Source organism: Salinicoccus sp. Marseille-QA3875 (assembly GCF_054950095.1).
The window spans coordinates 1,038,563-1,063,475 of sequence record NZ_CM143103.1; the positions used below are offsets into that span (position 1 = coordinate 1,038,563).

28 protein-coding genes are annotated in these 24,913 nt (G+C 41.1%); 17 read left to right on the forward strand and 11 right to left on the reverse strand.

Annotated elements, in window-relative coordinates:
- The first annotated feature begins 366 nt into the window (after positions 1-366).
- The 6 genes from relB (at position 367) to ACY8DT_RS05390 (ending at position 6,411) form a co-directional block, all read left to right on the forward strand.
- Positions 367-591 (forward strand): type II toxin-antitoxin system RelB family antitoxin, encoded by a 225-nt coding sequence (gene relB, locus ACY8DT_RS05365; RefSeq protein ID WP_462421891.1) that lies wholly within the window; start codon positions 367-369, stop codon positions 589-591.
- Between the two features lie 50 nt (positions 592-641).
- Positions 642-857, forward strand: coding sequence for a type II toxin-antitoxin system RelE family toxin (locus ACY8DT_RS05370; RefSeq protein ID WP_462422226.1), 216 nt, complete (start codon positions 642-644; stop codon positions 855-857).
- Positions 858-1,011: 154 nt separating this feature from the next.
- Positions 1,012-2,829, forward strand: a complete 1,818-nt coding sequence (locus ACY8DT_RS05375) for a PTS mannitol transporter subunit IIBC (protein WP_462421892.1) — start codon at positions 1,012-1,014, stop codon at positions 2,827-2,829.
- Positions 2,830-2,871: 42 nt separating this feature from the next.
- A complete protein-coding gene (locus ACY8DT_RS05380) occupies positions 2,872-4,881 on the forward strand; it encodes a BglG family transcription antiterminator (RefSeq protein ID WP_462421893.1) in 2,010 nt (669 codons plus the stop codon).
- A complete protein-coding gene (locus ACY8DT_RS05385; protein WP_462421894.1) occupies positions 4,878-5,303 on the forward strand; it encodes a PTS mannitol transporter subunit IIA in 426 nt (141 codons plus the stop codon). The genes ACY8DT_RS05380 and ACY8DT_RS05385 overlap by 4 nt, the downstream gene beginning before the upstream one ends.
- 1 nt (position 5,304) lies before the next feature.
- A complete protein-coding gene (locus tag ACY8DT_RS05390) occupies positions 5,305-6,411 on the forward strand; it encodes a mannitol-1-phosphate 5-dehydrogenase (RefSeq protein ID WP_462421895.1) in 1,107 nt (368 codons plus the stop codon).
- A 57-nt stretch (positions 6,412-6,468) separates the two neighbouring features.
- Here ACY8DT_RS05390 and ACY8DT_RS05395 read toward each other — a convergent pair whose 3' ends face one another.
- The 3 genes from ACY8DT_RS05395 to ACY8DT_RS05405 form a co-directional block, all read right to left on the reverse strand.
- A complete protein-coding gene (locus ACY8DT_RS05395) occupies positions 6,469-8,007 on the reverse strand; it encodes a BCCT family transporter (RefSeq protein ID WP_462421896.1) in 1,539 nt (512 codons plus the stop codon).
- A 181-nt stretch (positions 8,008-8,188) separates the two neighbouring features.
- Positions 8,189-8,662, reverse strand: coding sequence for a GNAT family N-acetyltransferase (locus tag ACY8DT_RS05400; protein ID WP_462421897.1), 474 nt, complete (start codon positions 8,660-8,662; stop codon positions 8,189-8,191).
- A 3-nt stretch (positions 8,663-8,665) separates the two neighbouring features.
- Positions 8,666-9,304, reverse strand: coding sequence for a pentapeptide repeat-containing protein (locus ACY8DT_RS05405; protein ID WP_462421898.1), 639 nt, complete (start codon positions 9,302-9,304; stop codon positions 8,666-8,668).
- Positions 9,305-9,388: 84 nt separating this feature from the next.
- On the opposite strand from ACY8DT_RS05405, the gene ACY8DT_RS05410 reads away from it, so the two are divergent.
- On the forward strand, positions 9,389-9,802 hold the full coding sequence (locus ACY8DT_RS05410) for a hypothetical protein (protein WP_462421899.1): 414 nt from the start codon (positions 9,389-9,391) through the stop codon (positions 9,800-9,802).
- A gap of 28 nt (positions 9,803-9,830) precedes the next feature.
- Here the strand turns inward: ACY8DT_RS05410 and ACY8DT_RS05415 are convergent, their stop codons facing one another.
- The 4 genes from ACY8DT_RS05415 to ACY8DT_RS05430 all read right to left on the reverse strand — a co-directional run bounded on the left by ACY8DT_RS05415 (position 9,831) and on the right by ACY8DT_RS05430 (position 11,935).
- Positions 9,831-10,019, reverse strand: a complete 189-nt coding sequence (locus tag ACY8DT_RS05415; protein WP_462421900.1) for a hypothetical protein — start codon at positions 10,017-10,019, stop codon at positions 9,831-9,833.
- A gap of 10 nt (positions 10,020-10,029) precedes the next feature.
- The gene (locus tag ACY8DT_RS05420) at positions 10,030-10,497 is read right to left on the reverse strand and encodes an O-acetyl-ADP-ribose deacetylase (RefSeq protein ID WP_462421901.1); all 468 of its coding nucleotides are present in this window, start codon (positions 10,495-10,497) and stop codon (positions 10,030-10,032) included.
- A gap of 70 nt (positions 10,498-10,567) precedes the next feature.
- Entirely contained in the window at positions 10,568-11,362 is a 795-nt protein-coding gene (locus ACY8DT_RS05425) for a hypothetical protein (protein WP_462421902.1), read from the reverse strand.
- Between the two features lie 102 nt (positions 11,363-11,464).
- The gene (locus tag ACY8DT_RS05430) at positions 11,465-11,935 is read right to left on the reverse strand and encodes an O-acetyl-ADP-ribose deacetylase (protein ID WP_462421903.1); all 471 of its coding nucleotides are present in this window, start codon (positions 11,933-11,935) and stop codon (positions 11,465-11,467) included.
- Between the two features lie 129 nt (positions 11,936-12,064).
- Between ACY8DT_RS05430 and ACY8DT_RS05435 the strand changes: the two genes are divergently transcribed.
- Complete coding sequence (locus tag ACY8DT_RS05435; protein WP_462421904.1) at positions 12,065-12,610, forward strand: NADPH-dependent FMN reductase; 546 nt, start codon at positions 12,065-12,067, stop codon at positions 12,608-12,610.
- A gap of 51 nt (positions 12,611-12,661) precedes the next feature.
- Here the strand turns inward: ACY8DT_RS05435 and ACY8DT_RS05440 are convergent, their stop codons facing one another.
- Together ACY8DT_RS05440 and ACY8DT_RS05445 are read right to left on the reverse strand one after the other, a co-directional pair.
- Entirely contained in the window at positions 12,662-13,831 is a 1,170-nt protein-coding gene (locus ACY8DT_RS05440) for a serine hydrolase domain-containing protein (RefSeq protein WP_462421905.1), read from the reverse strand.
- Between the two features lie 90 nt (positions 13,832-13,921).
- Positions 13,922-14,158 (reverse strand): hypothetical protein, encoded by a 237-nt coding sequence (locus tag ACY8DT_RS05445; RefSeq protein ID WP_462421906.1) that lies wholly within the window; start codon positions 14,156-14,158, stop codon positions 13,922-13,924.
- A 166-nt stretch (positions 14,159-14,324) separates the two neighbouring features.
- Between ACY8DT_RS05445 and ACY8DT_RS05450 the strand changes: the two genes are divergently transcribed.
- From ACY8DT_RS05450 to ACY8DT_RS05465, 4 genes are all read left to right on the forward strand, one after another.
- A complete protein-coding gene (locus ACY8DT_RS05450; RefSeq protein ID WP_462421907.1) occupies positions 14,325-14,510 on the forward strand; it encodes a type II toxin-antitoxin system HicA family toxin in 186 nt (61 codons plus the stop codon).
- A gap of 38 nt (positions 14,511-14,548) precedes the next feature.
- The gene (locus tag ACY8DT_RS05455) at positions 14,549-14,944 is read left to right on the forward strand and encodes a type II toxin-antitoxin system HicB family antitoxin (RefSeq protein WP_462421908.1); all 396 of its coding nucleotides are present in this window, start codon (positions 14,549-14,551) and stop codon (positions 14,942-14,944) included.
- Positions 14,945-15,105: 161 nt separating this feature from the next.
- Positions 15,106-15,711, forward strand: coding sequence for a M15 family metallopeptidase (locus tag ACY8DT_RS05460; RefSeq protein ID WP_462421909.1), 606 nt, complete (start codon positions 15,106-15,108; stop codon positions 15,709-15,711).
- A gap of 150 nt (positions 15,712-15,861) precedes the next feature.
- On the forward strand, positions 15,862-16,419 hold the full coding sequence (locus ACY8DT_RS05465) for a hypothetical protein (RefSeq protein ID WP_462421910.1): 558 nt from the start codon (positions 15,862-15,864) through the stop codon (positions 16,417-16,419).
- A gap of 63 nt (positions 16,420-16,482) precedes the next feature.
- Here ACY8DT_RS05465 and ACY8DT_RS05470 read toward each other — a convergent pair whose 3' ends face one another.
- A complete protein-coding gene (locus ACY8DT_RS05470; protein ID WP_462421911.1) occupies positions 16,483-18,042 on the reverse strand; it encodes an ABC transporter substrate-binding protein in 1,560 nt (519 codons plus the stop codon).
- Positions 18,043-18,216: 174 nt separating this feature from the next.
- Here ACY8DT_RS05470 and ACY8DT_RS05475 point away from each other — a divergent pair, with 174 nt between their 5' ends.
- A complete protein-coding gene (locus tag ACY8DT_RS05475) occupies positions 18,217-18,810 on the forward strand; it encodes a pyridoxamine 5'-phosphate oxidase family protein (RefSeq protein WP_462421912.1) in 594 nt (197 codons plus the stop codon).
- A gap of 112 nt (positions 18,811-18,922) precedes the next feature.
- Positions 18,923-19,741 (forward strand): hypothetical protein, encoded by an 819-nt coding sequence (locus ACY8DT_RS05480; RefSeq protein WP_462421913.1) that lies wholly within the window; start codon positions 18,923-18,925, stop codon positions 19,739-19,741.
- A gap of 86 nt (positions 19,742-19,827) precedes the next feature.
- Here ACY8DT_RS05480 and ACY8DT_RS05485 read toward each other — a convergent pair whose 3' ends face one another.
- On the reverse strand, positions 19,828-20,601 hold the full coding sequence (locus ACY8DT_RS05485; protein WP_462421914.1) for a formate/nitrite transporter family protein: 774 nt from the start codon (positions 20,599-20,601) through the stop codon (positions 19,828-19,830).
- Between the two features lie 174 nt (positions 20,602-20,775).
- Here ACY8DT_RS05485 and ACY8DT_RS05490 point away from each other — a divergent pair, with 174 nt between their 5' ends.
- The 3 genes from ACY8DT_RS05490 to ACY8DT_RS05500 all read left to right on the forward strand — a co-directional run bounded on the left by ACY8DT_RS05490 (position 20,776) and on the right by ACY8DT_RS05500 (position 24,902).
- On the forward strand, positions 20,776-22,044 hold the full coding sequence (locus ACY8DT_RS05490) for an MFS transporter (protein WP_462421915.1): 1,269 nt from the start codon (positions 20,776-20,778) through the stop codon (positions 22,042-22,044).
- A 159-nt stretch (positions 22,045-22,203) separates the two neighbouring features.
- Entirely contained in the window at positions 22,204-22,950 is a 747-nt protein-coding gene (locus tag ACY8DT_RS05495; protein ID WP_462421916.1) for an ABC transporter ATP-binding protein, read from the forward strand.
- Positions 22,947-24,902 carry an ABC transporter permease gene (locus tag ACY8DT_RS05500; protein WP_462421917.1) on the forward strand — a complete coding sequence of 652 codons (1,956 nt, stop codon included), beginning with the start codon at positions 22,947-22,949 and terminating at the stop codon, positions 24,900-24,902. Before ACY8DT_RS05495 ends, ACY8DT_RS05500 begins: the two co-directional genes overlap by 4 nt.
- Positions 24,903-24,913 lie beyond the last annotated feature (11 nt).

Genomic DNA, 24,913 nt, shown 5'->3' on the forward strand with positions numbered 1-24,913 from the left:
ATCACTCCCCAAGATGTATATTTACTCTTATTATATATTATTGCTCTTTTTAAATCATTAATATGAGTATTAATTCTATTAATTTCAAAAGCTGGAACTAACTATATCTGACTGGTGGTACATCAAAATCCAACAACCTGTCATAAAGTCCTTATTAATAAATAAATCACCCTTACCTGGAAATGTGTGTTTGTCAGTTCGAATATCAACTCTCTTTTTTCAGTCCCCCCATCTGAATTATAAAGTAGATGGTGAAACAGTCATAGAATAAAATATTCATGAACTTATCGATTGCTCCCTGTACTTTTATTTACTCCGCCTCAATTTTGTTATACAATGTATTACAAAGGGTCAGGAGGGATAATCATGGCTTTATCCGTAAGAATGTCCCAAGAAGAAGAAAAGCTGATTAAAGAATTTGCAGCTACGTATAACGTAAGTGTTTCATCACTGATAAGAACTGCAGTACTTGAAAAAATTGAAGATGAAATTGATATTGATTTATACGACAGGGCAATGGCTGAACATTTGAACAAGGATGAGTCAATTTCATTTGAAGAAATGGTTTCAGAATTAGGAATGGAACCTTGATCATGTACAAGGTACGGTTTGAGAAAAATGCTCAAAAATCGTTAAAGAAAATGGACCCGCAGCAAAGTAGCATCATACTCTCCTGGATTAATAAACATTTCGTGAATTGCAGTAATCCAAGAAGTTCTGGTAAACCTCTTGTTGGTAACCATAAAGTAAAATGGCGATATAGAATCGGTGATTACCGGCTTATATGCAATATTAATGATTCAACCGTGACAATCCTGATGTTGGAAATTGCCCACAGAAAAGATATTTATAAATGAACACCCCTCAAAGTGCAGGTTCCCAGCCAGGAACGTGCACTTTTGTTTTTGTCAAAATGTTTGTGCCAAAGTCGAAGTGTAATATGATTGTTTATAAGTGATTATCGCTTTAATATTAATATACAAATGAAATTAATTTAAAGGGGTGACACAAATGGCAGAAGAAACAAAGCGTTCAGGTGGTATTCAGCGTAAGGCACAGGCTTTCGGTTCTTTTTTAAGCAGTATGATCATGCCGAATATCGCAGCATTTATCGCATGGGGGCTGATTACAGCACTCTTTATCGAAGATGGATTTTTACCCAACGAGAACATAGCCGGTATGGTCGATCCGATGATCACTTACCTGTTACCGCTCCTGATTGCATTCTCGGGCGGGCGTCTGGTCCATGACATGCGTGGTGGTGTCGTCGGTGCGACAGCAACGATGGGTATCATTGCCGCTGCAGATTCACCGATGCTGCTCGGAGCCATGATCATGGGGCCGTTAAGTGGCTATTTAATGAAGAAAGTCGATGAGTTCCTGGTTCCGAGAACGAAACAGGGGCTGGAGATGCTGGTCAATAACTTCTCAGCAGGTATTCTCGCATTCCTGCTCGCACTCGCCGGCATGTTCGGTTTAGGACCTCTCGTACTCGGTCTGACAGTCTTACTCGGCCAGGGTGTAGACTTGATCATCGGCTGGGGTGTCCTGCCGCTGGTCAGCATATTCATTGAACCGGCGAAAGTATTGTTCCTGAACAATGCGATCAACCACGGTGTGCTGACACCGCTCGCAACGATTGAGTCCGCTGAAATCGGACGTTCGATCCTGTTTACACTGGAATCCAACCCGGGTCCAGGTTTCGGGGTATTGCTCGCTTACATGTTCTTTGGTAAAGGAACTGCGCGTGCCACTGCACCGGGCGCTGCATTCATCCAGTTCGTCGGCGGTATTCACGAAATCTACTTCCCGTATATCCTGATGAAACCGATGCTTTTAATCGCTGTAATTTTAGGTGGTGCATCCGGTATCATGACTTACAGTCTGCTTGACTTCGGACTTGCAGCACCGCCGGCGCCGGGCAGTATCATCGCTTATGTTCTGACGACGCCTGGTGGAGAATATCTTCCAATGGTCTTAGGTGTAGTAATCGCAACAGCAGTATCATTTACAGTCTCTGCACTCATCTTGAAATTCACAGGACAGCCTGAAGGTGATTTATCTGCAGCAACGGCACAGATGGAAGAACAGAAAGGCAGAAAATCTTCTGTAGCAGGCCCACTGTCAGCTGAAAATGAAGATTCAGAAGCAGAAAAAGCATTGAAAGAAGAAAGCACGGATGTGGATGACAGCATCGATTACAAAAATGTCGACAAAATCGTCTTTGCATGTGATGCCGGAATGGGGTCAAGCGCCATGGGTGCCGGCATGCTCAAAAACAAATTCAAAAAAGCAGGTCTCGATATCGATGTCACAAACTCGGCCATCAATCAGCTAAAAGGTGACGAGGACATCATCATTACACAGAAGACACTGACTGAACGTGCACAGGAAAAAGTACCCGAAGCAAATCATATTTCAGTGGACAATTTCCTGAACAGCCCGAAATATGACGAGCTTCTTGAAAGACTGAAAGATTCATCAGACGTTCAGACTGAAGAGCCGGCAGAAGCAGTTCCAGCTTCAGACGACGCAGTCGATTACGCAAATGTCGATAAAATTGTCTTTGCATGTGACGCAGGAATGGGATCAAGCGCCATGGGAGCCGGCATGCTGAAAAATAAGTTCAAAAAAGCAGGTCTTGACATCAATGTCACAAACTCAGCAATCAACCAGTTAAAAGGTGACGAGGACATCATCATTACACAGAAGACGCTGACAGAACGCGCAGAGAACAAAGTCCCAAAAGCACACCATATTTCGGTGGATAATTTCCTGAACAGTCCGAAGTATGATGAATTGCTTGAAGAATTAAAGAAACATCAATAAACTGAGTTTAAACTAACCGAATATAAATCAGGGGGTGCTATTATGATCAGTTCAAGAGAAAAGAAAATTATCACTGAACTCATCTATCATAATGGCACTTTTCTGTTGATTAAAGAAATCGCATCAAAGCTCGGTGTGTCCTCACGCACCGTCCATCGTGAACTGAAAAATGTGAGGGAAACATTAAAGTCATTGAACATTACATTGGCGAGCGAATATAAGCGCGGCATCGGCATCGATATTTCTGCACTTGAACGGGACACTTTGACGCGTTATATCTCGCAAAATTCCGCAAAGGATTTAAGTGCGGAAGAGAAGCAGGTGGCGCTGATCTATAATCTGATGATCTATCCCGAAGGGACGAAAAAAAGTGCGCTGGCTGTCGAACTCGGCGTCAGTGAACATACTCTGGATGAACTGATCAGCCATTTGAACAATGATCTGACACACTATGATCTGTCCATCACCAAAGACCGGCAGAGAGGCGTCAGACTGATCGGAGACACATTAAGCAAACAGAACTTCCTGACAAACATGATGGTCAGTGAACTGAACTCCAACAGTATATATTCAGTCATTGAAAATAATTTCGTCTTCAGCTCGCTGATCAATGATAAACTGCTGGGAATTTTGGAAGTGGATAATATTTTCAAAGTAGAACGTCTGCTGATGGACGAGCTTGATATTCTCCCCTATCAGCTGACAGAAAATGCCTACTTGAATTTGACACTGCATATCGTCCTTGCGATTGAACGGACGATGAATACGCAGACCGTTGACATCAAACCTTCGATAAAGGAAGAGCTGGCAAGGACAGAAGAATTTGAAGTATCCAAAGCTTTAACTTTCAAAATCCAGGAAGAATTCGACATTGAATTTCCAGAAGAAGAAGTTTATTTTATAACGATGCATTTAAGAGGCAGCAAAAGAAAGTATCAGGCGGACGGGAGTTCAGCCACTATAGAAGATCAGACTGTGAGATTCATCAATCTCGTCAGTGAGAAGATGGAGTATCCATTTTATGCATATCCTGAACTGAAAGAAGGTCTGGTCCTCCATATCGAACCGACGCTCCACCGGCTGGAATCCAATATCATTACGGCTAATCCTCTGCTTGAAGTGATTAAAGAACAATATCCCGATCTCTTCACGGCAAGCGGTAAGGCTTTCAGTGAGGTCTTCAACATTGAAAACGTGGATGAACCGGAAATCGGCTTTTTGACCATCCACTTCGGGGGTATCTTAAAAGCGAACCCACCTGTTGAAATTACAACGGTGTGTTCATCAGGTATCGGTACAAGCAGAATCTTAGCCAATCAGCTGAAAAACCGTTTCCAAAATATCTATATTAAACACGAATTGTCCATATCAGAACTCGCAGATACCGAACTCAGTGAGAGTGATCTTGTTTTAAGTACAGTCCCGTTGGATATAGACAACTATATATTGGTAACACCGCTACTTGATGATTACAGCATCAAGAAGATTTCTGAAGCCATTGACCAGACTGAAACGAGTGAGAACTTCAACATTCAAAAGACTCAGTATCTTAAAAGTGAAGAGATCAATATCGATAAAGTACTGCAGGCAACGGAACTGTTCCATTTTCAAAGCAATATCCGCCTGAATGAAAAAATGAAGTCTCTGGACGCTGTAAAATATATTTTGGAAAGTCATTCAAAAGCTGAGAATATTGAACATATCATGGACATCCTCAATGAACGGTATGAAATGACAGGGTTTATCATCGGTGAGTCAGGTTTTTCATTCCCTCATGTAAAATCGGAAGATATCTCAAAACATGAATTGATGATCATCACCAATGATCAGGGTCTGGTCGATAAAAATTATCTTGGTGAATCAGTGACAGTCAGCCATCAGATTATTCTGCTCGTACCCGAACACACACAGATCAATGACTTGATCAGTGATATCAGCATACTGCTCGGTGAACATTACGATGATATCGGAACGGTTCTAGTCAGCGGAGAAATTAATGAAACAATCAAGAAATATATTAAAAACAGTTACAGAAAGGACTTGATAATATGATTAATAAAGAGAACATCAAACTGAACCAGAGTGCAGCAACTAAAGAAGAAGCCGTAAAGGCAGCAGGCCAGATACTGGTCGATCAAGGCGCAGTAGAGCCGGCATACATCGACTCCATGCTTGAACGTGAAGGCGTCGTATCAACATTCATGGGAAACGGCCTTGCGATTCCCCACGGCACAGAAGAAGGTAAGTCTTCAGTAATAGAAAGCGGACTCTCACTGATCCAAATTCCTGAAGGCGTGGACTTTGACGGCAATGAAGCCAAAGTGGTGCTTGGTATTGCAGGCAAAGAAAATGAACACCTGGAACTGCTGCAGAAAATCGCAATCATCTTCTCTGAAGAAGAAAATGCCGAAAAAGTGATCAATGCATCTTCAGCAGAAGAAATCATCGAGATATTCGAGAGCGAGGACGATTGATATGAAAGCAGTCCATTTCGGCGCGGGCAATATCGGCCGCGGTTTTATCGGAAAGGTACTGCATGATAACGGTTATGCAGTCACTTTCGCAGATGTGAATGAGGAGATCATCAATGCACTGAATCAGGCCGGACAGTACACCGTCCATATCGCAGAAGAAAACGGTGCATCACACACTGTCGATAATGTCAGCGGCATCAACACCGCAGTCGAGGATAATAATTTAAAAGATGCGATTTTAGAAGCGGATATCATTACCACCGCGGTCGGTGTCAATATCTTGCCCATAATAGCAAAAGCCATTGCACCGCACCTAAAAGAACGTGCAGCATCAGGCGCCCCCCTGAATATCATCGCATGTGAAAATGCGGTGATGGCGACAAATGTGCTGAGAGAAGCCATCTTTAAAGAAACCGGCAACATCGAATCCGGCACTGTCGGTTTTCCGAATTCAGCAGTCGACCGCATCGTTCCGATACAGACAAATGACAATATACTGGACGTTAAAGTCGAACCGTTTTTTGAATGGGTCATTGAAGAAGATTCATGGGCGGGCGATGCTAAATTGGAAGGTGCGACCTATGTTGCAGATCTTATGCCCTATATAGAAAGAAAACTGTTCACCGTCAATACAGGTCATGCCGCGATCGCCTATTACGGCCGTACACTCGGCATGGAAACAGTTTCCGAAGCGATGAATGATGACAATGTGGAATCGTTCCTGAAAGAGGTTCTCGATGAAACAGCAGTCTATCTGACAGAAGTCTACGACTTCACCCGCGTGGAGCAGGATGATTATATAAATAAAATCATTGGACGATTTAGAAATACACATCTGTCCGATGACTTGAACAGAGTCGGCCGCGGTGTGCTGAGAAAGCTCAGTCCGAATGACCGTATCGTCAAACCGCTTCAATATCTTTACGAAAACGATTTGAAACATGAGGCGCTGATGAAACTTGTTTCATACGCACTGCAGTTTGATAATAAGGATGACCCCGAGCAGATCAAAATGGCTGAAATGATTAAAGACGAAGGAATAGCCGTGTTCATTAAAAAGCATACCGAACTGCCAGAAGTGCTGGTCAGGGATATTATAGAAGACTAAAAAAGCTGATGGAACGAGAGTCCATCAGCTTTTTTATTTCGGAGAGCTTTTAATAAATCAGTCTTTATCTTGTTTTCTTATGAACAGCTTTTTATTCCCGGAGTTTTTATACCTCGGTTTCTCCTCGCTCAGTGAGATGAAGAGCGACCAGGTCATCAGTATGATCACCAGCGAGAACGGCAAGGCTGCGACAATGAGCAGATTTTGAATGGACTGCACGCCGCCGGTGTAGATCATGATGATTGCAAATGCCGACAAAATGACACCCCAGCTCACTTTGACAAAGCCCGGGGGATGGATATCACCTTTCGTTGACAGCATCCCGAGTACAAATGTTGCGGAATCGGCCGATGTCACGAAGAATACCACAATAATCACTACCAGGAACAGACTCAGGATGTAACCAAGCGGATACTCCTGCAAAGTTGCGAATGTGGCTGTTTCAGTGGCATACTGCGAAATCTGCGCAATACCGTTCAACTCCAGGTTGATTGCAGAGGCACCGAACACGGTAAAGAATATGAACATCACAAATGACGGTACAATCAACACCCCGATTATAAACTCTTTAATCGTACGGCCGCGGGAGACCCGTGCAATGAAAATACCGACAAACGGTGCCCAGGACACCCACCATGCCCAGTAGAATATTGTCCAGTCGGCAATCCAGCTCATCTGACCTTCATCATTCATAGGCAGACGCAGTCCCATATCAAAGAAACCTGTAATGTAGTTCCCCATTGAATTGGTGAATGAATTTAATATATAGAGTGTCGGACCGACAATGAATAAGGCAAGCAGTATGAAAAATGCCAGTGACATATTAATGTTACTCAGTCGTTTAATGCCTTTATCGATTCCCGACCAGGCAGACCATGTAAATATTACAGTTGATACCGCAATGATCGCAAACTGTATCGGGAAATTTGACGGAATATCAAAGAGATACCCCAGCCCTTCGTTAATCTGCAGCGCACCAAAACCTAACGTTGCAGCGACACCTGTCACCGTTGCAATAACGGCCAGAACGTCTATCATTTTACCGAATATCCCCTGCGCCATCTTTTCACCGATAAGCGGTGTCAACGTCGCACTCACCAGGCCTGGATACCCTTTATGGAAGTTGAAATAGGCAAATGCCAGTGCAACGATTACATATACCGCCCAGGCGTGGATCCCCCAGTGAAAAAAGGAATACTGCAGCGCTTCATCAACTGCTGCATCCGACCCCGGTTCTGAAACCGGTGATGATATGAAAGCATGACTGATCGGTTCTGCCGTGGTCCAGAATACAAGTCCGATCCCCATCCCTGCACTGAACAGCATCGCAAACCAGGACGGCAGTGAGAATTCAGGATCCTCATCTTCCTTGCCCAATTTGATGCTTGAGTAACGGGAGAATAATAAGTATACACAGATGGCTAATATAGCCATGATCAATAATAAGTAATACCAACTGAAATATGTGGAAATGAACGCTGTAATATTTCCTGTGACCTGTTCAGTCTGTTCCGGCACTATCGCCCCAAACGCTACAAATATGACACAGATGACCAACGCAATCCAAAATACCGTTGAAACTGTTTTACGCTTCATGAAACCAGCCTCTCTATTCACTTTTATGTATATAAATATACCCTATAACATTTATAAACCAACATTTTCAAGAAAATGTACAGTTTATTACTATAGACTACTCGTGACCCTTTCTCAAGGTCATAAAAGAAGGCTTCTGTGTAATAAGCCACTCTGCTTCATATAGATAAAAATTCTACAGTCATAAGTGGAATATCATAATGTACTCTTCTTCATTTTCATCATAAACAGTAAACCCCAGTTCTTTATATATTTCGGCCGCATAATTAGATTTTTGGACTGACAGTGATAGTTTTTCATATTCATAATTTCTTAGTCTATCAATCATTTCTTTCATCATTTGTGTCCCTAAACCATATCCACGGTACTCTTCATAAAGGGAGATGGAAAGTGACGGTGTCTCGTCATCAATATGGCCGTAGTCATCTATAATACGTACCCATACGGCACCTGCAATTTCACCTTCCACTTCTGCAACTAAACAGTAATCATCTGCACGTGTCCCGAAATCTTCTATGTAGATCTGTAGTTCCGGAAGTTCGATTATTGACTTATCAGGTTTCCTGGACCCTTCCGGTGCATAGATCGCTTCATATAAGAAATCCTGCAGAAGAACAATCTCCGACTTTTCAATTTCTCTTATAATATAATTCATAAATCACTCCTCCTTCACAACAAGACCCATCAATGATGCCATTTGGATCGCCTGCAGACTTGATACGATGCATCCTTCCAAATCTTCTCTTTTAATACTTAAAGATTCGAAATGTGAAGAGCTGATATCCACACCTTTAAGTGACGTGTCCACAAATCTTGTCTCAGTCAGATCACAATTATCAAAACTGACGTTTTTAAATTCATCATTGAAAAAATCTGCTGTAATCAGTCTTGATTCATCAAACAGGACATTTTCCAGCTTCGTTTCATTTATGGCTGATAAATTCAATATCGTTTCCCGTAATTTGATATGTTTCATAATCGATGCATCAAAACTTACACCCGTCATTTTACAGTTGATAAATTCAACCCTGTGTATGGAAGCTTTATTAAAAATGGTATTTGAAAAATCACAGTTGATGAAACGGGTATCGGTCAAATCCGCCCCGTCAAATTCATTACCGGCTAAATTGCTGTCTTTGATAACAGAGCCGTATGATATGAATCTGTTTAGCTCGGAAGCACTGAAAACCGAGCTTTCTACTGTAACACCGTCAAATATCTGATCTTCATCTTTCCGAATGGAATCGTATGTAACAGCTTCCGGTTCAGGCAGTATTTTCGGTTGTTTGATATTCATATCCATCCCTCCTGGTTATTAAATTATTCTACTCCATTTCACCTTAATGTTATAATGATACTAACTTTAATAAGGTGGATGTTTATGAATAATCATGAATTGATTGAAGCGGAACAAATCTGTGCACATGCACTTCAGAGGGTCGATGCTGCACTCGCGCATTTAAAATCAGCAAAGAGCTGGGGCACTTTCGATCTGTGGGGCGGCGGATTTCTGACCAGCTACTTTAAAACCAATAAAATTGAGAAAGCAGAAAAAGAAATCGGACTGCTGCATGACGAACTCAGAAAACTGAATGATTCTTCAGAAGAAATCAGATATGCTTTGGACGGCTTTGAAGCTTTGACCAGCCTGCAGAAAACATTGGATATCGGACTTGATGACATTTATACAAACTGGAAAAACCAGGAGCAGGTCAAGCGCAATATTTCTTTGCTGGAAGAACTTCACGAAAATCTGAACGGCCTTAAAAAAGATTTAAGTTCAAAGCACGCATAATAAAAACCCTCACTCCAGAGGGTTTTTATCATTTCTTGAACTGTTCAGGCTTTTCGACCTTCATACTCAATATCTCACCACAGTCCGTACATACATCGGCGATGATCGCACTACCGAACGACAACGCCCTGTGTTTCGGCCGCATCGCCGCATAACCGCTTAACTTCCCTTGTTCTATATCTCTGCTTCCGCATTCCGGACACTCTTTTTCTTCCATCCTTCTCCTCCTATGCATTATTCAACGCTGTATCAAAAGCTTTCTTCGTCTCTTCATCAAATAAAATCCATGTAATCAGATCAAAAGCTTCCGGATTTTCTACCGTCATCTCTTTCACTGTATTGACCCCGATGGCTGCCGCCTTATCAACCGGAAAATGATAAACCCCCGTCGAAATCGATGGGAAGGCAATTTTACGGATGCCGTTTTCCATCGCCACTTCCAAAGCGCTGCGGTAACAGCTCGCGAGCAACGCTTCTTCATTACTGTCTCCGTCGTTCCATATCGGGCCGACCGTATGAATGACATGATCCACCGGTAAATTGTAGCCGCTGGAGATTTTCGCATCACCTGTGTCACAACCGCCAATCTTACGTGTTTCCTCGAGCAGTTCAGGCCCTGCCGCTCTGTGGATCGCACCGTCCACACCGCCGCCGCCCATGAGGCTTTCATTCGCCGCGTTGACAATCGCGTCCACATTCTCAACTTTTGTTATATCTCCAAGTTCGTTTTGAATATGTTAATACACTTAGAAAATGAAAATATTATTAATTATTGACATAAGACTTCAAACTGTCTAAAGCTTCCAATTTACTTTTGTTATTAGCTCTATAATATTTATTTAATAGCTGTATACATTTAAATAAATGTATACAGCCGATTATAATTGCCAAAGGAGGTATTGAAACCATCCAAACCTCACATAAAGAGAGAATTATAGTACCTATTATCAATACTACAAAAATAATATTTAATAGCTTATTTTTACAGAAACTAAAATAGTCACGAATTACTATGAATAAGTGTCTTTTCATATTATTGTATTGATAAACACTATAGCTAGAATTATTAAAAGTTTTGGAATTAAATACTTCATAATTATAATTTTCAAGACTAGATTCTTTTTCATACTTACTGATTTTTTCGCGTAAATTAGACTTCGTTATATATTTAATTGTTACTCTTTCTTTTTCAACGATTAACTTTTTTAATAGGTAGAACCCTTCCTCAATTTCAATTATTCTAAACACATTTCTAGAACTCACTATGATAGGATAGCCGACAATAATATTAAATATAAATAAGATAAACCAGAAGAATAAATATATATTTAATATAAGCTCGTACTTCACTTCTATTCCGAATAAAATATACATTAAAAAGAACATCCAAATAGCTATTGTGAAAATCAAATACATTAAATAGAAAGCGATACTATCAAGATGAACAATTTTTTTATCAAACTCAATTTTTTTGATAGCATATGTTGCAGCTACAACAGAGCCTATAATAGTAATCAATGGTAAGATTAAATCATTTAAAAAACTCTCGATGTTCCCCATTTTATCCCTCTCTTAAATTCTGTAATAATAAGTACTATATCTTGCTGATTAATAAAGTTAAAGATTCACTCAATCTAATAATACTTCATATGCTCTTTGACTTTATTCATCAAATAAAACCCATGTAACCAGATCAAAAGCTTCCGGATTTCCTACCACCATCTCTTTCACTGTATTGACCGCGATGGCTGCCGCTTTATCAACCGGGAAACGATAAACACCCGTCGAAATCGAGGGGAAGGCAATTTTACGGATGCCGTTTTCCATCGTCACTTCCAAAGCGCTGCGGTAACAGCTCGCGAGCAACGCTTCTTCATTACTGTCTCCGTCGTTCCATATCGGGCCGACCGTATGAATGACATGATCCACCGGTAAATTGTAGCCGCTGGAGATTTTCGCATCACCTGTGTCACAGCCGCCAATCTTACGTGTTTCCTCGAGCAGTTCAGGCCCTGCCGCTCTGTGGATCGCACCGTCCACACCGCCGCCGCCCATGAGGCTTTCATTCGCCGCATTGACAATCGCGTCCACATTTTCAACTTTTGTTATATCCCCAAGTTCTGTCTGAAGCATTTCATCACTCCTTAATACAGTTATACCCTGTATATTTAATAAGTAAAATGTATTTCCAATATCTGTTTACAAATGGCTGAAAACGTCTATAGTACAATAGATCAAATAATACACGAGGTGAATATCTTTATGACAAAAGTCGCAGTTGTTGTAGGCAGTTTACGTAAAGATTCTTATTCCAGGAAACTCGCAAAAAATCTGGCATCACTTCTGCCGGATGGGTTTGAACCTGAATTTGTCGAGATTGGCAACCTTCTGCTTTATAACGAGGAATACGACGGCAATGAGCCAAAGGAATATATCGATTTCCGTAATCAAATCAAAGGCATGGATGCAGTCATGTTCGTTACCCCGGAATATAACCGTTCCGTACCGGGTGTGCTGAAAAACGCTATCGATATCGCGTCCAGACCATACGGCGCAAGCGTCTGGGACGGCAAGCCGACAATGGTTGCCAGCCAGTCCATCAGTAATCTGAGCGGATTCGGTGCAAACCATCACCTTCGCCAATCCCTGACTTTCCTCAACATGCCGGTACTTCAGCAGCCTGAAGTGTATATCGCAAACAGTACAGAGCTCTTTGATGATAACGATAAGGTGAAATCGGATGATACTGTAGAATTTCTGCAGTCGGCAGTGGATGCATTTGTTGAACACGTTAAAAGATATGTATAATTTATAAATTTGGACTTCTCAGGCATTCAACTGTCTGAGGAGTCCTTTATTTCACTTAATATTTTCTATCAAATCTTCAATGAAAAGCATATCATCGATCGGTTGCGTACCTGCAGGTTTAGGACGTGCGGATGATATCGCTACGACGACTCCCTCTGCCGGGTCTATATGAAGCACCTGGCCGTGAATGCCGAAAGCCTGAAAGGCTTTATGCTCTTTCGATTTTTCTGTCCATGCCGGCCACCACATCAGGCCGTAATTCACGGTTTCTCCGTTATCCAAAGTCGTCGGCTGTCCGGCCTGCTCTGTCCACCACTCAGGCAGAACCTGGTTTCCTCCGGCCTTACCTCCGTCCAGGATGAACTGACCGAAGCGAGCATAATCTCTCAAGACAGCCGAGAAGCCGCTGCCGCCGATTTCATTGCCGTCAGGTGAATCCAGCCACCATGCCGCCGCGCTTTCCATGCCGCACGGCTCCCATATTTTCTCCGACAAATATTCCGACAGACTTTTCCCAGTCGCACCGATGACGATTTCACCCGCCACTGATGTTTCACCCGTTGAATAGTTATGTGTTTTTCCAGGTTCACCTGACTGTGGCAGTTCCGACATCACTTTAAGCAGTCCGCTGGGCTTTTGCGCAAGCTGGGCTTTTAGAAAAGTACGGCGGTCCGACTCGGGATTCGTGTAGGTCTCGTCCCATTTCACTCCGGAATTCATGCCTAAAATATGCCTGACAGTCGTATGTTCATAGGCACTGCCTTTCAGTTCCGGTACGTATTTCACGGTCAGATCATCCATACTTTCTATGTAGCCGTCCTGAATCGCGGCACCCACCAATGTTGACGTTATAGATTTTGCGACCGACATCGACATCCAGCGTGTATCCGGGCCATTGTCCCTCAAATAATTTTCATAGACCAGCTTCCCTTCTTTCAACACAACGATTCCGGTTACGGAGTTTAAGGTCAAGTAATCATATAAATCATAATTCTGATCGGCAAGCTCTGTAGTTTTATCCTTGATCTGTGACTTGAACGGCTTTAGTGACGCATGTGATTTCTCCAAAGGTCTTGGGGTTGAAGAAGCCGGAATTGTGCGGGTCGGGAAAAGCCTTTCAATATTGCGGAATGTATTGATCGCAAGATCCGGCAGCATATCGCCGTTGTAGATATTATCTATCGTGCCTATTTTTTCATTTTCATGTCTGTAAAAATCCATTGTCATTCTCCTCATTTAAAATCATTATGGAAACCGATAATATGCTTCTCGATTATTTCCATTTGGTTCTGCCAGGGTTTCTATTGTCAGTCACCTCAACCTGCTTAAATCGAACGTCCAGAAGTAACTGTGGAATAAAGACAGCTTCCCTTCTTCGGAATTACTCTCTCTGTCAGTTTTGACCAAAGCATTGAATTCCACTTTCGACGTGATTATCAGATTTTTATTTTCCAATTGAATTTCATAGTATATATGATCACTGTTATAACTCTGTAGCTTCTCAATTATCTGTATGGAGTTTCCGTCATTCAGCTGAATATGTTCCATCAGAGAATCGTCTCTCCTCTAGTACTTAATTTGAGGTTATACAAATAACCTTAAATTGTAAATGAATGTTGTGTTTGGATTGTTTCAGTAAAAATTCGTTTTTTAAATAACATGATCCACCTTCTATAAAACATATGTTATAATATATGTATGGAGGTAAATCCATATGAGTTCATCAAGAGAAGTGATTAAAAAGATTGAAAGTGACGGGTGGTATTTAATTAAGACTGTCGGGAGCCATCAACACTTTAAACACCCGGATAAGCCCGGAAAAGTTACTGTGCCTCATCCTAAAAAAGATTTACCAAGAGGTACAGAAATATCGATTTTAAAGCAGGCCGGGCTAAAATAGCCCGTTTGCTGTGACTTCACTAAACAGGAGGGATATTAATGAAATATCATTTTTACGCTGCATTGCAATTTGAAGACGATGCTTACAATGTGACATTTCCAGATTTGCCTGGCGCAATAACATTCGGTGAAGATGTTGCAGACGCAGTCTATATGGCTAAAGATGCTCTTGAAGGTCACTTGCTTGTCATGGAAGATGATAATGACTATATACCTGAGCCTTCTAACTATCATGACTTAGTAAAAGATATAGATAATAATGAACAGTTACAATTAATCACGGCTGATACTTCGTTGGTAAGAATCAGAGAAGAAAATAAGACAGTGAATAAGATGGTTACATTGCCTAAATATATGGTTGAGATGGGCAAGAAGGAAAACATCAATTTCAGTCAGACATTACAAAGAGCATTAAAGGACGAACTGAATATTTAAAGGATGAAGCGATTTTTAAACTCATGTTTATTAATCGCTTTTTGTTTTGAGCATTGACAGCTTCTCAATATTTAAAATGAGCATAAAGTTGTAAATCAGCTTCAAATATCTGTATCATAAATTGATGTTAAAAAATCAAAAAGGGGTAAGATAATTTTTTTATGAAGCTTTTATTCAACTTTTCATTACTTTCAATCTTGACGATTATAGTAGCGTCGCTGATATTCGTCAGTATAAATACAGTACTAGCAAACCAATTCATACAAGAATCCACTCAGATCGCTTCAACACAGACCTCTTCAGATTCTTCTTCTTCCGAAAACTCAGAGGAAAAACCTCAACCAGATGCACTTCATCCAAAAGTCGCTGAAAAAGCAGAGGCATTAAAAGAGAGTGCTGAAGAAAAAGACATTACGATTCAGATTACAGACGGTTTCCGTACCCATGAAGAGCAAGACACTCTTTATGCACAGGGCAGAACCGCTCCCGGCAATATCGTGACCAATGCCAGAGGCGGAGAGTCCTACCATAACTACGGTCTTGCGGTCGACTTCGCGGTAATAAATGATGGCGAAGTGATGTGGGATATCTCTTATGACGGTAATGACAATGGTACATCCGACTGGGAAGAAGTTGCAGAAATCGCTAAAGATCTTGGGTTCACATGGGGCGGCGACTGGGAAGACTTTAAAGACTACCCGCACCTCCAGATGGATTTCGATACTTCCATCCATGATCTACAAAAAGATAATCATGATATTTACTAATAGATAAATAGAGGTTTCGCAGCCATATTCAGTCAACGGCTGCGAAGTTTTTTATTCTTTTTCTGAAATTCCAACATATAAAATCTATTATTAATCACACAATTATGTGTATGATATGGAGGGATATAAAATTTCAAGGAGGAATAACTCATGGAAATACTGGCGAATGTCCTTTCAGGCTTAGTCGGCGGTGCACTTGCATTAGTCGGTGTCTGGCTTCAAAACAACAAGCAGGATAAAGATACACATCAGGAGCTCGAAAATAATATTGTGAGCTTGATTGATATACACCTTTATAAAATAGCCCAAACAAGAAATATTGAATTGAATAAAAATAAAACCAGAGCCAATAGAAAAGAATCTTCCGAAGCGTTTTATGATGTCAGAAATAACTTTGAGGAAATAGATAATCAGATCCAGGAGCTGATGAGCTTACTTAGAATCCATTCAAAAAACTCCAATGAATGTGTTCAGGACTTATTGAAGAGATACCAGCCTCTAAATCAGCAGCTGAACAGATTTACACGTGCTCACAGCATGTATGTAAATTTATTTGAGGACAAAACTTTCGATCGTGATAATTTGGCCAAATCTAAACGTAATTTAGATAAGGAGTTAAAGGATTACATAGATAAGATAAGAAATTTTTCACTAAAATATTTCAATCACCAAATCTTTGAATATCCACTTAAGGATTTAGAGGATTAAAACAATACGAAACGCATCTAAGCCACGGATGGTCGGCGGCTTAGATGCGTTTTTTGTTAATTTCTATTCATCAATACTGACTTCATATAATGAGAAGCTGGTATTCGGTGATATTATCAAATCATTTACAGACTCATGGTATGCCACACTCACATTTGCATGATGCATTGGCACCCAGACTGCATCATTGGTAGCAAAATCGTTGATCTCATGAAGCAGATCCAGTCTTTCATCCTGGTCGATGGTGGTTCTGGATTGTTCTACAAGTTCATCAAATTCTTCATTGTTATATCTTGAACGGTTGGTGGCATCTATATTATCTGAATGAAGATTTGGATAGAAGAGCTCACTTCCGTCTGCTGTACTGTTTGCCCAGCTGAGGAATGTCATTTCATAATTACCGCCTGCCGCTTCTTCCAGGAATGCACCCCACTCCATCATTTCGATATTCACATCAAATCCGGCCTCCATAAGCTGTGCCTGGACAATCTCGCTCATCAGAACGAAATGACCTTCATTTGCCACAAGCAATGTAATCGGTGTTTCATCAAAATTGTTTTCTTCTATAAGTTTTTCAGCTTCTTCCGGATCATAGTCATATCCGAATTCCTCAGCGGCTTCATCATAGCCGAAAACTTCCGGTCCGATAATACTGTTATTCTGAATACCGGCACCATTCAATTGATCCACATATTCATCGCGGTCAATCGCATGCGACACTGCTTTTCTGAATTCAAGATCATTGAACGGTTCTTTCTCCATATTAAAGGTTAAATAATTGATTCCTGTACCAGGCGTCAGATCGAGCTCAAGGTCTTCCACCCCTTCTATCCTTGGAATATGCTCAGAAGGGATATTCGGCAGAAAATCTACCTGGCCGGTTTCCAGCATCCCCACGGCTGACCCATATTCCGGAATGACATACATGGTCACTTTGTCGAGTTCAGGAGCTCCTTTGAAGTAGTTTTCATTTTTAGTGACGACAATATTATCACTGCTTGCCCACGACTCGAATTTGAAAGGTCCGGAACCGACCGGCTCAGTCATAATATCGCCGGACTCATCCGCTTCGGGCGAAACGATTGAAGCGTTGACGTGAGAAAGGGCTGCAAGCAGCGGTCCGTATGGTTCTTCCGTATTGATAATCACAGTGTACTCATCTTCGACTTCTATGGATTCCACCGGCTCAAGCAACGATGCCCTCGGCGCCGCTCTCTCCTCGTCCAGCAGCTGTTCGAAAGTATATTTGACGGCTTCGGCATTTAAAGGCGTGCCGTCATGGAACTCAATACCTTCAATCAATTTGAATTCCCAAGTTGTATCATCCAGAGCTTCATAGGAGTCTACCAGATGAGGTTCGATCTCCATCGTTTCAGGGTTATGTACAAAGAGCGTATCGTAAAGCTGCTCAAGCATGTAGGCAGAGACAGAATCATTCGTATCTATGGGTGACAGCCCTACTGCATCAGATGATGTGGCAAAAGCAATTTCCTGACTTCCTGAGTCAGCGCTTGCGTCATCGCCGGATTCCTGTGGCTCCACATCAGAATCGTCGCTGCAGGCGGCGGCGAATAAGGCAATAACTGCAACAAGTAGTGCATTTCTTAAAAACTTAAGCATCATAATTCCATCCCCTTTTTAATGAATAATTATGAGTATAGCCTTTTTGAAATATTTACACAATATAAAATTTAGATAATTGAAACTATTTTGATTTTAAATTCATAGAGTTTTAATTATTTCTGGAATCATACTCCTTTGTGAAGTGATAAAATAGTCCACACAAGGAGTGATCTAATGTCACAGGGTGAACGTATTTTACAGAAAAACTTCAATACAACCAAACGTGCAAATGCTTTTTATAACAATCAGATGATCAATTTTTTAAATGAGGACATGCAGCACTTCATCAGTCAGCAGTCTTTTATTTTCATGTCCACGAGTGATGCCGGGGGTAACTGCGATTCTACTTTTAAAGCCGGTGAAAAGGGGTTTGTACATATCATAGATGAGAAGCAGATCATGTATCCGGAATACCGTGGCAATGGTGTGATGGCGTCTCTCGGTAATATCTCAGAAAACCCTCATATCGGACTCCTTTTCATGGATTTTCTGGAGCATCATATCGGGCTCCATGTTAACGGTGCAGCCGAAATCATCGAAAATGATGCATTGCATAACATTTTAGATGAAAGTATTGTTGCTGAATTGACCGAGCAACACACAGGACGTGCAGAGCGCTGGGTGCTGATCACAGTACATGAAGCATACATCCACTGTTCAAAACACATTCCGCACTTCGAAGAAAAGAGCACTTCAACTGACTGGGGCACGGATGATGTGAAGAAAAAAGGAGGAGATTTCTTCAATGTGAAGAGGGACAAAGTGTAATAGTACTGATAAGATATATGAATAGGTTTTCAATCAACTATTCCGTTATAGTTTTGAAAGTTTTCCAAGATAGGAGGGCATTGATATTCCAAGTAATAATTTCACGAATGTTTTGACACCTGAACCTGAAATAATTCTGGCACTTATATCATTGATAGGTGTTCTTATACCATTTACAATAAAAATCATCAGATTATTATCTTCAGATGATATTGACCTTGATAATGATAAAAGAAATATCAAAAATAGATTAAAAACAATCTATACTTTTCTACTTTTTTTCGTAATAATAATGCTAATATTATTACTTTTTTCATACCAATTTATACAGCAGTTTCCAAACGAATGGCTGAACATTGATGATCGGCAAGATTATATTTTTATTATTGTTTTTTTCTATATATTTATTTCTCTGATTCTATCGTTATATTTTTCTTTTATTCTTTCAAATCTAAAAAATGAAGTGTTTATATTATTAGATGAAAATTTATATGTAAATGGAAATAAATTCAGAAAAAAATATATTCTTATTAGTAAAAATATCGAAAATAATATTGCTACAATCAAAATTAAGGATCCCATAAATCCTAATGTCCTTCATGAAAAATCATACAACTTAATTGACAATCCATTAAGTTATGAATATGGAACAATAAATAATTTTAAAGCAGTTTTCAAAGCGTTAAAAAAAGGTGCTCCTTTTTTTCTCAGAATGATTTTGATGATTTTATTCTTTATAATATTGATAGCTTCCCTGCGGCTTACAATTAGCATGTTTTCAGGTTTTTATAATATTTATGACCTTATAAATGATTTCTCTATACCCTTGGTAATTATATTCTTTATTATTTCACTAACATCATTGATACCTCTAATACTGAGCTTGTTTTCACTGCTCTATTCATTTAAACATGCATGGTATAAAAAATAATAAAATGAATTTGAAATATCCCCAGCTTTTAAAAGTTAGGGATATTTTTAAAAAGATGTAGTCAAGAATTTAGATTTCATTCATATTCACTTCTTCGGCTTGCCCAAATAATAATACACACCGGCCACAAATAATCCGCCGCCGATTATATTGCCGATTGTCACCGGAATGAGGTTGTAGATGAACCCGCCGACTGTCACTGTCTCAACGCTGCTGTGCAATAACGCAATGCCGAGTATGGACATGTTCGCAATGCTGTGTTCGAATCCTGTCGCCACGAATGCGAAGATCAATACGAACACCAGTGCAAGTTTTGCCGCATCGCCTTTTGCTCTGGCTGATGTCCAGATCGCAAGACATACGAGCCAGTTACACATGATTCCCTGCACAAGCAGATTCACGAAGCCGTCGCTCATCTTGTCCGATGCTGTCGCCACGGTAAAACCATCCATTTCAATCTCGGCGAGTATCCCGCTGAAAAAGATCAGATAGGAAAATAGTATCGCCCCGATCAGATTACCGATATAACACCAGAACCACAAAATCATCGTATCTTTCCATGACGTCACTTTCGACAATGCACTGAAGGTCAGGGTCATCACATTCCCTGTAAATAATTCCGAACCACCCCATATCACTATCGCCAGCGCCACACCGAACGTAATGCCGGTAATCAGGTTTAAATACGGTGAATCTGCCGCATACAGCGGACCGCCCATAAAGAACAGCACGATGGTCCCGACACCTATGTATGCGCCCGCCAATATGGAAGCCACAAGATATTTCATCTTTGAGTCATTATACATGCCCAATTTATTCACTGCCTGATTGTTCATCGTATCAATTGTATTTTTGTACATTTCAGTACCTCCCGCTCCATCAGTCATTTTTGTCATGCTTTGAAGTCATACATGAAAATACATATTATCCGATGAACATTGTAACATGACTTTCAGCAAAGATTGATTGCCGTGATTTTATAAAGTATAGTAAGAATATTATGTATGTTGGGTCATCCGAAAGGCAGAGATAAAATGATGAAGGCAGACGATTCAATTCAAAGTTATATAGATTCGCCGGAAAAACAGAAAAAATTATATAACCGGACGTTGTTCATTGTTGTCATCTCCCAGATGTTCGGCGGTGCAGGTCTTGCTGCAGGGATTACTGTCGGGGCATTGCTTGCCGAGCAGATGCTCGGGACGAATGCTCTCGCGGGTCTTCCGGCTGCATTATTCACTTTAGGCTCAGCAGGGGCTGCCCTCGCTGTCGGCAGACTTTCCAACCGTTTTGGCAGGCGCACGGGGCTTGCTGCAGGTTTTATCACCGGCGGACTCGGCTCTGCCGGCGTGGTGCTCGCTGCAGTATTAAACAGCGTACCTCTCTTATTTCTGTCTTTGTTGATTTACGGTGCGGGCACTGCGACCAATCTGCAGACACGGTATGCAGGCACCGACCTCGCAACTAAAGAACAACGTGGTACGGCAGTCAGCATTGCTATGTTCTCTACGACGTTCGGCGCTGTCGCCGGCCCTAACCTGGTCGATGTCATGGGCAGTTTTGCGATGTCGATCGGTGTGCCGGAGCTGGCCGGACCGTTCATATTATCTTCAGCTGCATTTTTGCTGGCAGGTATCTTTTTATACGTCTTTTTACGACCGGACCCGTTCATCATTTCTTTAAAGATCAATGAACTGAGACGACAGACAGATACTGAACAGATTTCAGAACCTTTCTACTCCAATAAAAAACTGATCATGACCGGTGCTTTCATCATGGTCATCACACAAATCGTCATGGTTGCCATCATGACGATGACACCCGTGCATATGGGAGACCACGGGCACACTTTACGCGCCATCGGATTCGTAATCGGCCTGCATATTGCTGCAATGTATCTCCCTTCGCCTTTAACAGGCATTCTGGTTGATAAAATCGGCAGACCCGCAATGGCGATTGCCGGAGGATTGATACTGCTCGCTTCCGGAATCATTGCCGCCACTGCCTCCGGGGAATCATTTTTAATGATGAACCTTTCACTGATTTTACTCGGTCTGGGCTGGAACTTCGGGCTGATCAGCGGCACAGCTTTGATCGTTGATTCGGTCAATCCTGCCACACGTGCAAAAACTCAAGGGACAGTGGATGTATTTATCGCCCTCGGCGGCGCTACTGGCGGCGCCATGTCCGGAATGGTCGTTGCAGGCTCCAGCTTTGAAGTACTCTCAATTTTTGGAGGGCTACTTTCCTTACTGCTGATCCCGATGGTATTCTGGTCTGTGCGTGGAAATAGGCCGTCCTGAACATGATAGATGATTGTCATCACTCATTCTGGACTTCCTGACCATTACCCTTTCGATATTAGCTGGTTTGTGACAAAAATGTCATGTTGGATTATGTTACATCGATGGTTGGCCGTCAAATCGAGGTGTATAGTGATTACATCGAGAGGAGATCAGTTGATGAATACAATTATTAAAACAAAAAATTTAACTAAATACTATGGAAAAAGCCAGGTCTTAAAAAATATCGATTTAACTGTTGAAACTGGTGAATTCACTGCGATTATGGGGCCTTCCGGTTCAGGTAAAACCACATTAATGAACACTCTATCCACTATAGATACATTTAATGCGGGTGATATTCAAATTGAAGGCACCTCGCTGCTGGATATTAAAAAGAAAGCACTCCGGAAATTCCGTCAGAAGAATATGGGATTTATCTTTCAGGAATATAATCTCCTGGACGCTTTAACTGTAAAAGAAAATATACTTCTTCCTTTGTCATTGCAAAAGACACCTGTAGAAGAAATGGAAATGCGTCTCTCCAAAATTATCCAGTCACTTAACATAGAATCCCTTCTAGACCGTTACCCTTCTGAAATATCTGGCGGACAAAAACAAAGGACTGCTTCAGCAAGGGCCATCATTACGGAGCCGGCAATTATTTTTGCAGACGAACCTACAGGTGCACTTGATACACGTTCAGCAACACAACTACTTGAACAAATTGAATCTCTTAACAAAACATTCCAGGCTACCATATTGATGATTACGCATGATGCATATGCTGCAAGTTATTGCAGACGTGTTATTTTTCTGCGTGATGGTAAAATAGTCAATGATATGTTCAAAGGAGAACAGAGTCAAAAAGAATTTTTTGACCGCATCCTCACCTTGCAGAGTGCATTGGGAGGAGAACGCAGATGAAATTATTAGAATTGTCATGGCGTAATGTCGGAAAGAATTTTAGAATTTACTCCATCTTTTTAATTTCCATGATTATTGGCGTAATTATTCAATTCACTTTCTCTTCTTTAATTTTCAACGAAGATATTCTGACTGCAATTGAAAATGAGGGGAATTTCCAATTGGGTTTGATAGCCGCCTCGGTCGTAGTGTTTTTATTCATTATATTTTTTATTATGTATGCTAATACATTTATAATGAATCAGCGGAAAAAGGAATTCGGAATGTATTTGCTCTATGGCATGAGTGAGCGCCAAATTGCTTTTATGATATTCATGGAAGCTGTTATACTCAGCACTGTGGCATTGATTGCAGGGATTATGGCAGGCGGTCTGCTATCCAGGTTTTCCGGCATGTTGTTAATGAACCTGATGCAGTACGAGGAAGTGATTTCATTCACTTTTCCCGCTGAAGCGGTTGTATCCACCATCGCTTTGTTCATTATTCTCACAGGCATCATAAGTATACAAAGTTACTTCAGTTTACGTCGTATAAAGCTGGTTGACTTATTTCATTCCGGTTCAAACCTGGAAAGACTTCAACCTCCTTCGAAGATGCTTTCTCTCCTGTCCATCTTGATGCTGGGACTTTCCGCAGCATTAATCAGCCAGAACGATGCTGTCATGTGGGAAGATCATCTTCTGATCAGTCTGCTGCTTGTCACAACAGGTATCATCGGCGGGACTTATTTATTTTACCGGCACTTTTCAGGATGGGTATTGGATCTTCTCAAGAGTGGTAGGGGGTATAATGAAGGCAACAGGGTGTTATGGAGTTCTTCTCTACGTTTTTCTGTACGTGGAAATGCTCTCAACCTGACTTCGATCACTTTATTCAGCACGATAATTATCATTTTAACGGGTTTTGTCGCAATCAATTTTGCAGTCCAGATTGATGGAAGCACTCAAAATTACCCAAATGATATTGCTTTTGAATCTCAGGATGAACAAACAAATCAGCAAATCGAAACAGTGATTGATGAATCAGATTATCAGATGACCTCTCACGAAACCATCATAGGGATTTTAACCGAGCCTGTGACGGACAGAACTGCCGCATTTGACCAGACGGATTATTTTACAGAAAATATACTGTTATTTTCCGAGTCGCAGTTCAATGAAATAATTGCTTTGCGTGATGATGCACAAACAGTTGGACTGGAAGGACAGGAAGCTGTCGTACTCTCAAAAATAGATCCACCGCAGCAATTCACAACTGAAAGCCAAACGGACTTCACAGTAGATGCTGAAGGAGAAGAAATCGATTTTCAGATTACTGAAAGAAAAGATTACACCCTGCTCGGCCCGCCCAGTAATATCGATCATTTCATTTTCCCGGCGACATTCATCATTTCAGACTCAGCATTTGCAATGATATACAGCAGCGATAATATTCAGACATATGAGCTGTATCAAATAGATAATGCAACAGATGCAACAGTGTTATCTGAAGAGGTGCGACAGATTGTTTTCCAATCACCGGATGCATATTACTCTGCTTTTCCAGACGACTATACCATGCAGGCAGAATCCTCAGCCCTGCTACTGTTCACTGCCGCATTCCTTTCAGTCATTGCGGTATTCGCACTGGGGAGTGTCATATACTTCAAACAATTACGTGAAGCGACAGGTGAACAAAAACAATATGCCATTTTGCGTAAAATAGGTGTTTCCAACAGTGAAATGAAACAGGTCATCCGCAAAAAGCTGCTATTCGTATTCCTGCCGCCTCTTTTACTCGGAGTGGTGTACAGTCTGTTTATCATGAATTTCTCCATTTTCGAGGAAGTAAGAGATTTTCCACAGCTCACTTCCATTATGTGGACAATAATCATTTTGTATTTTGTCATTTATATTCTGTTCTACATCTCTTCAACAAACTTATACTATAAAATCGTTAACGAAACGCGTTAGAGCAATGACCG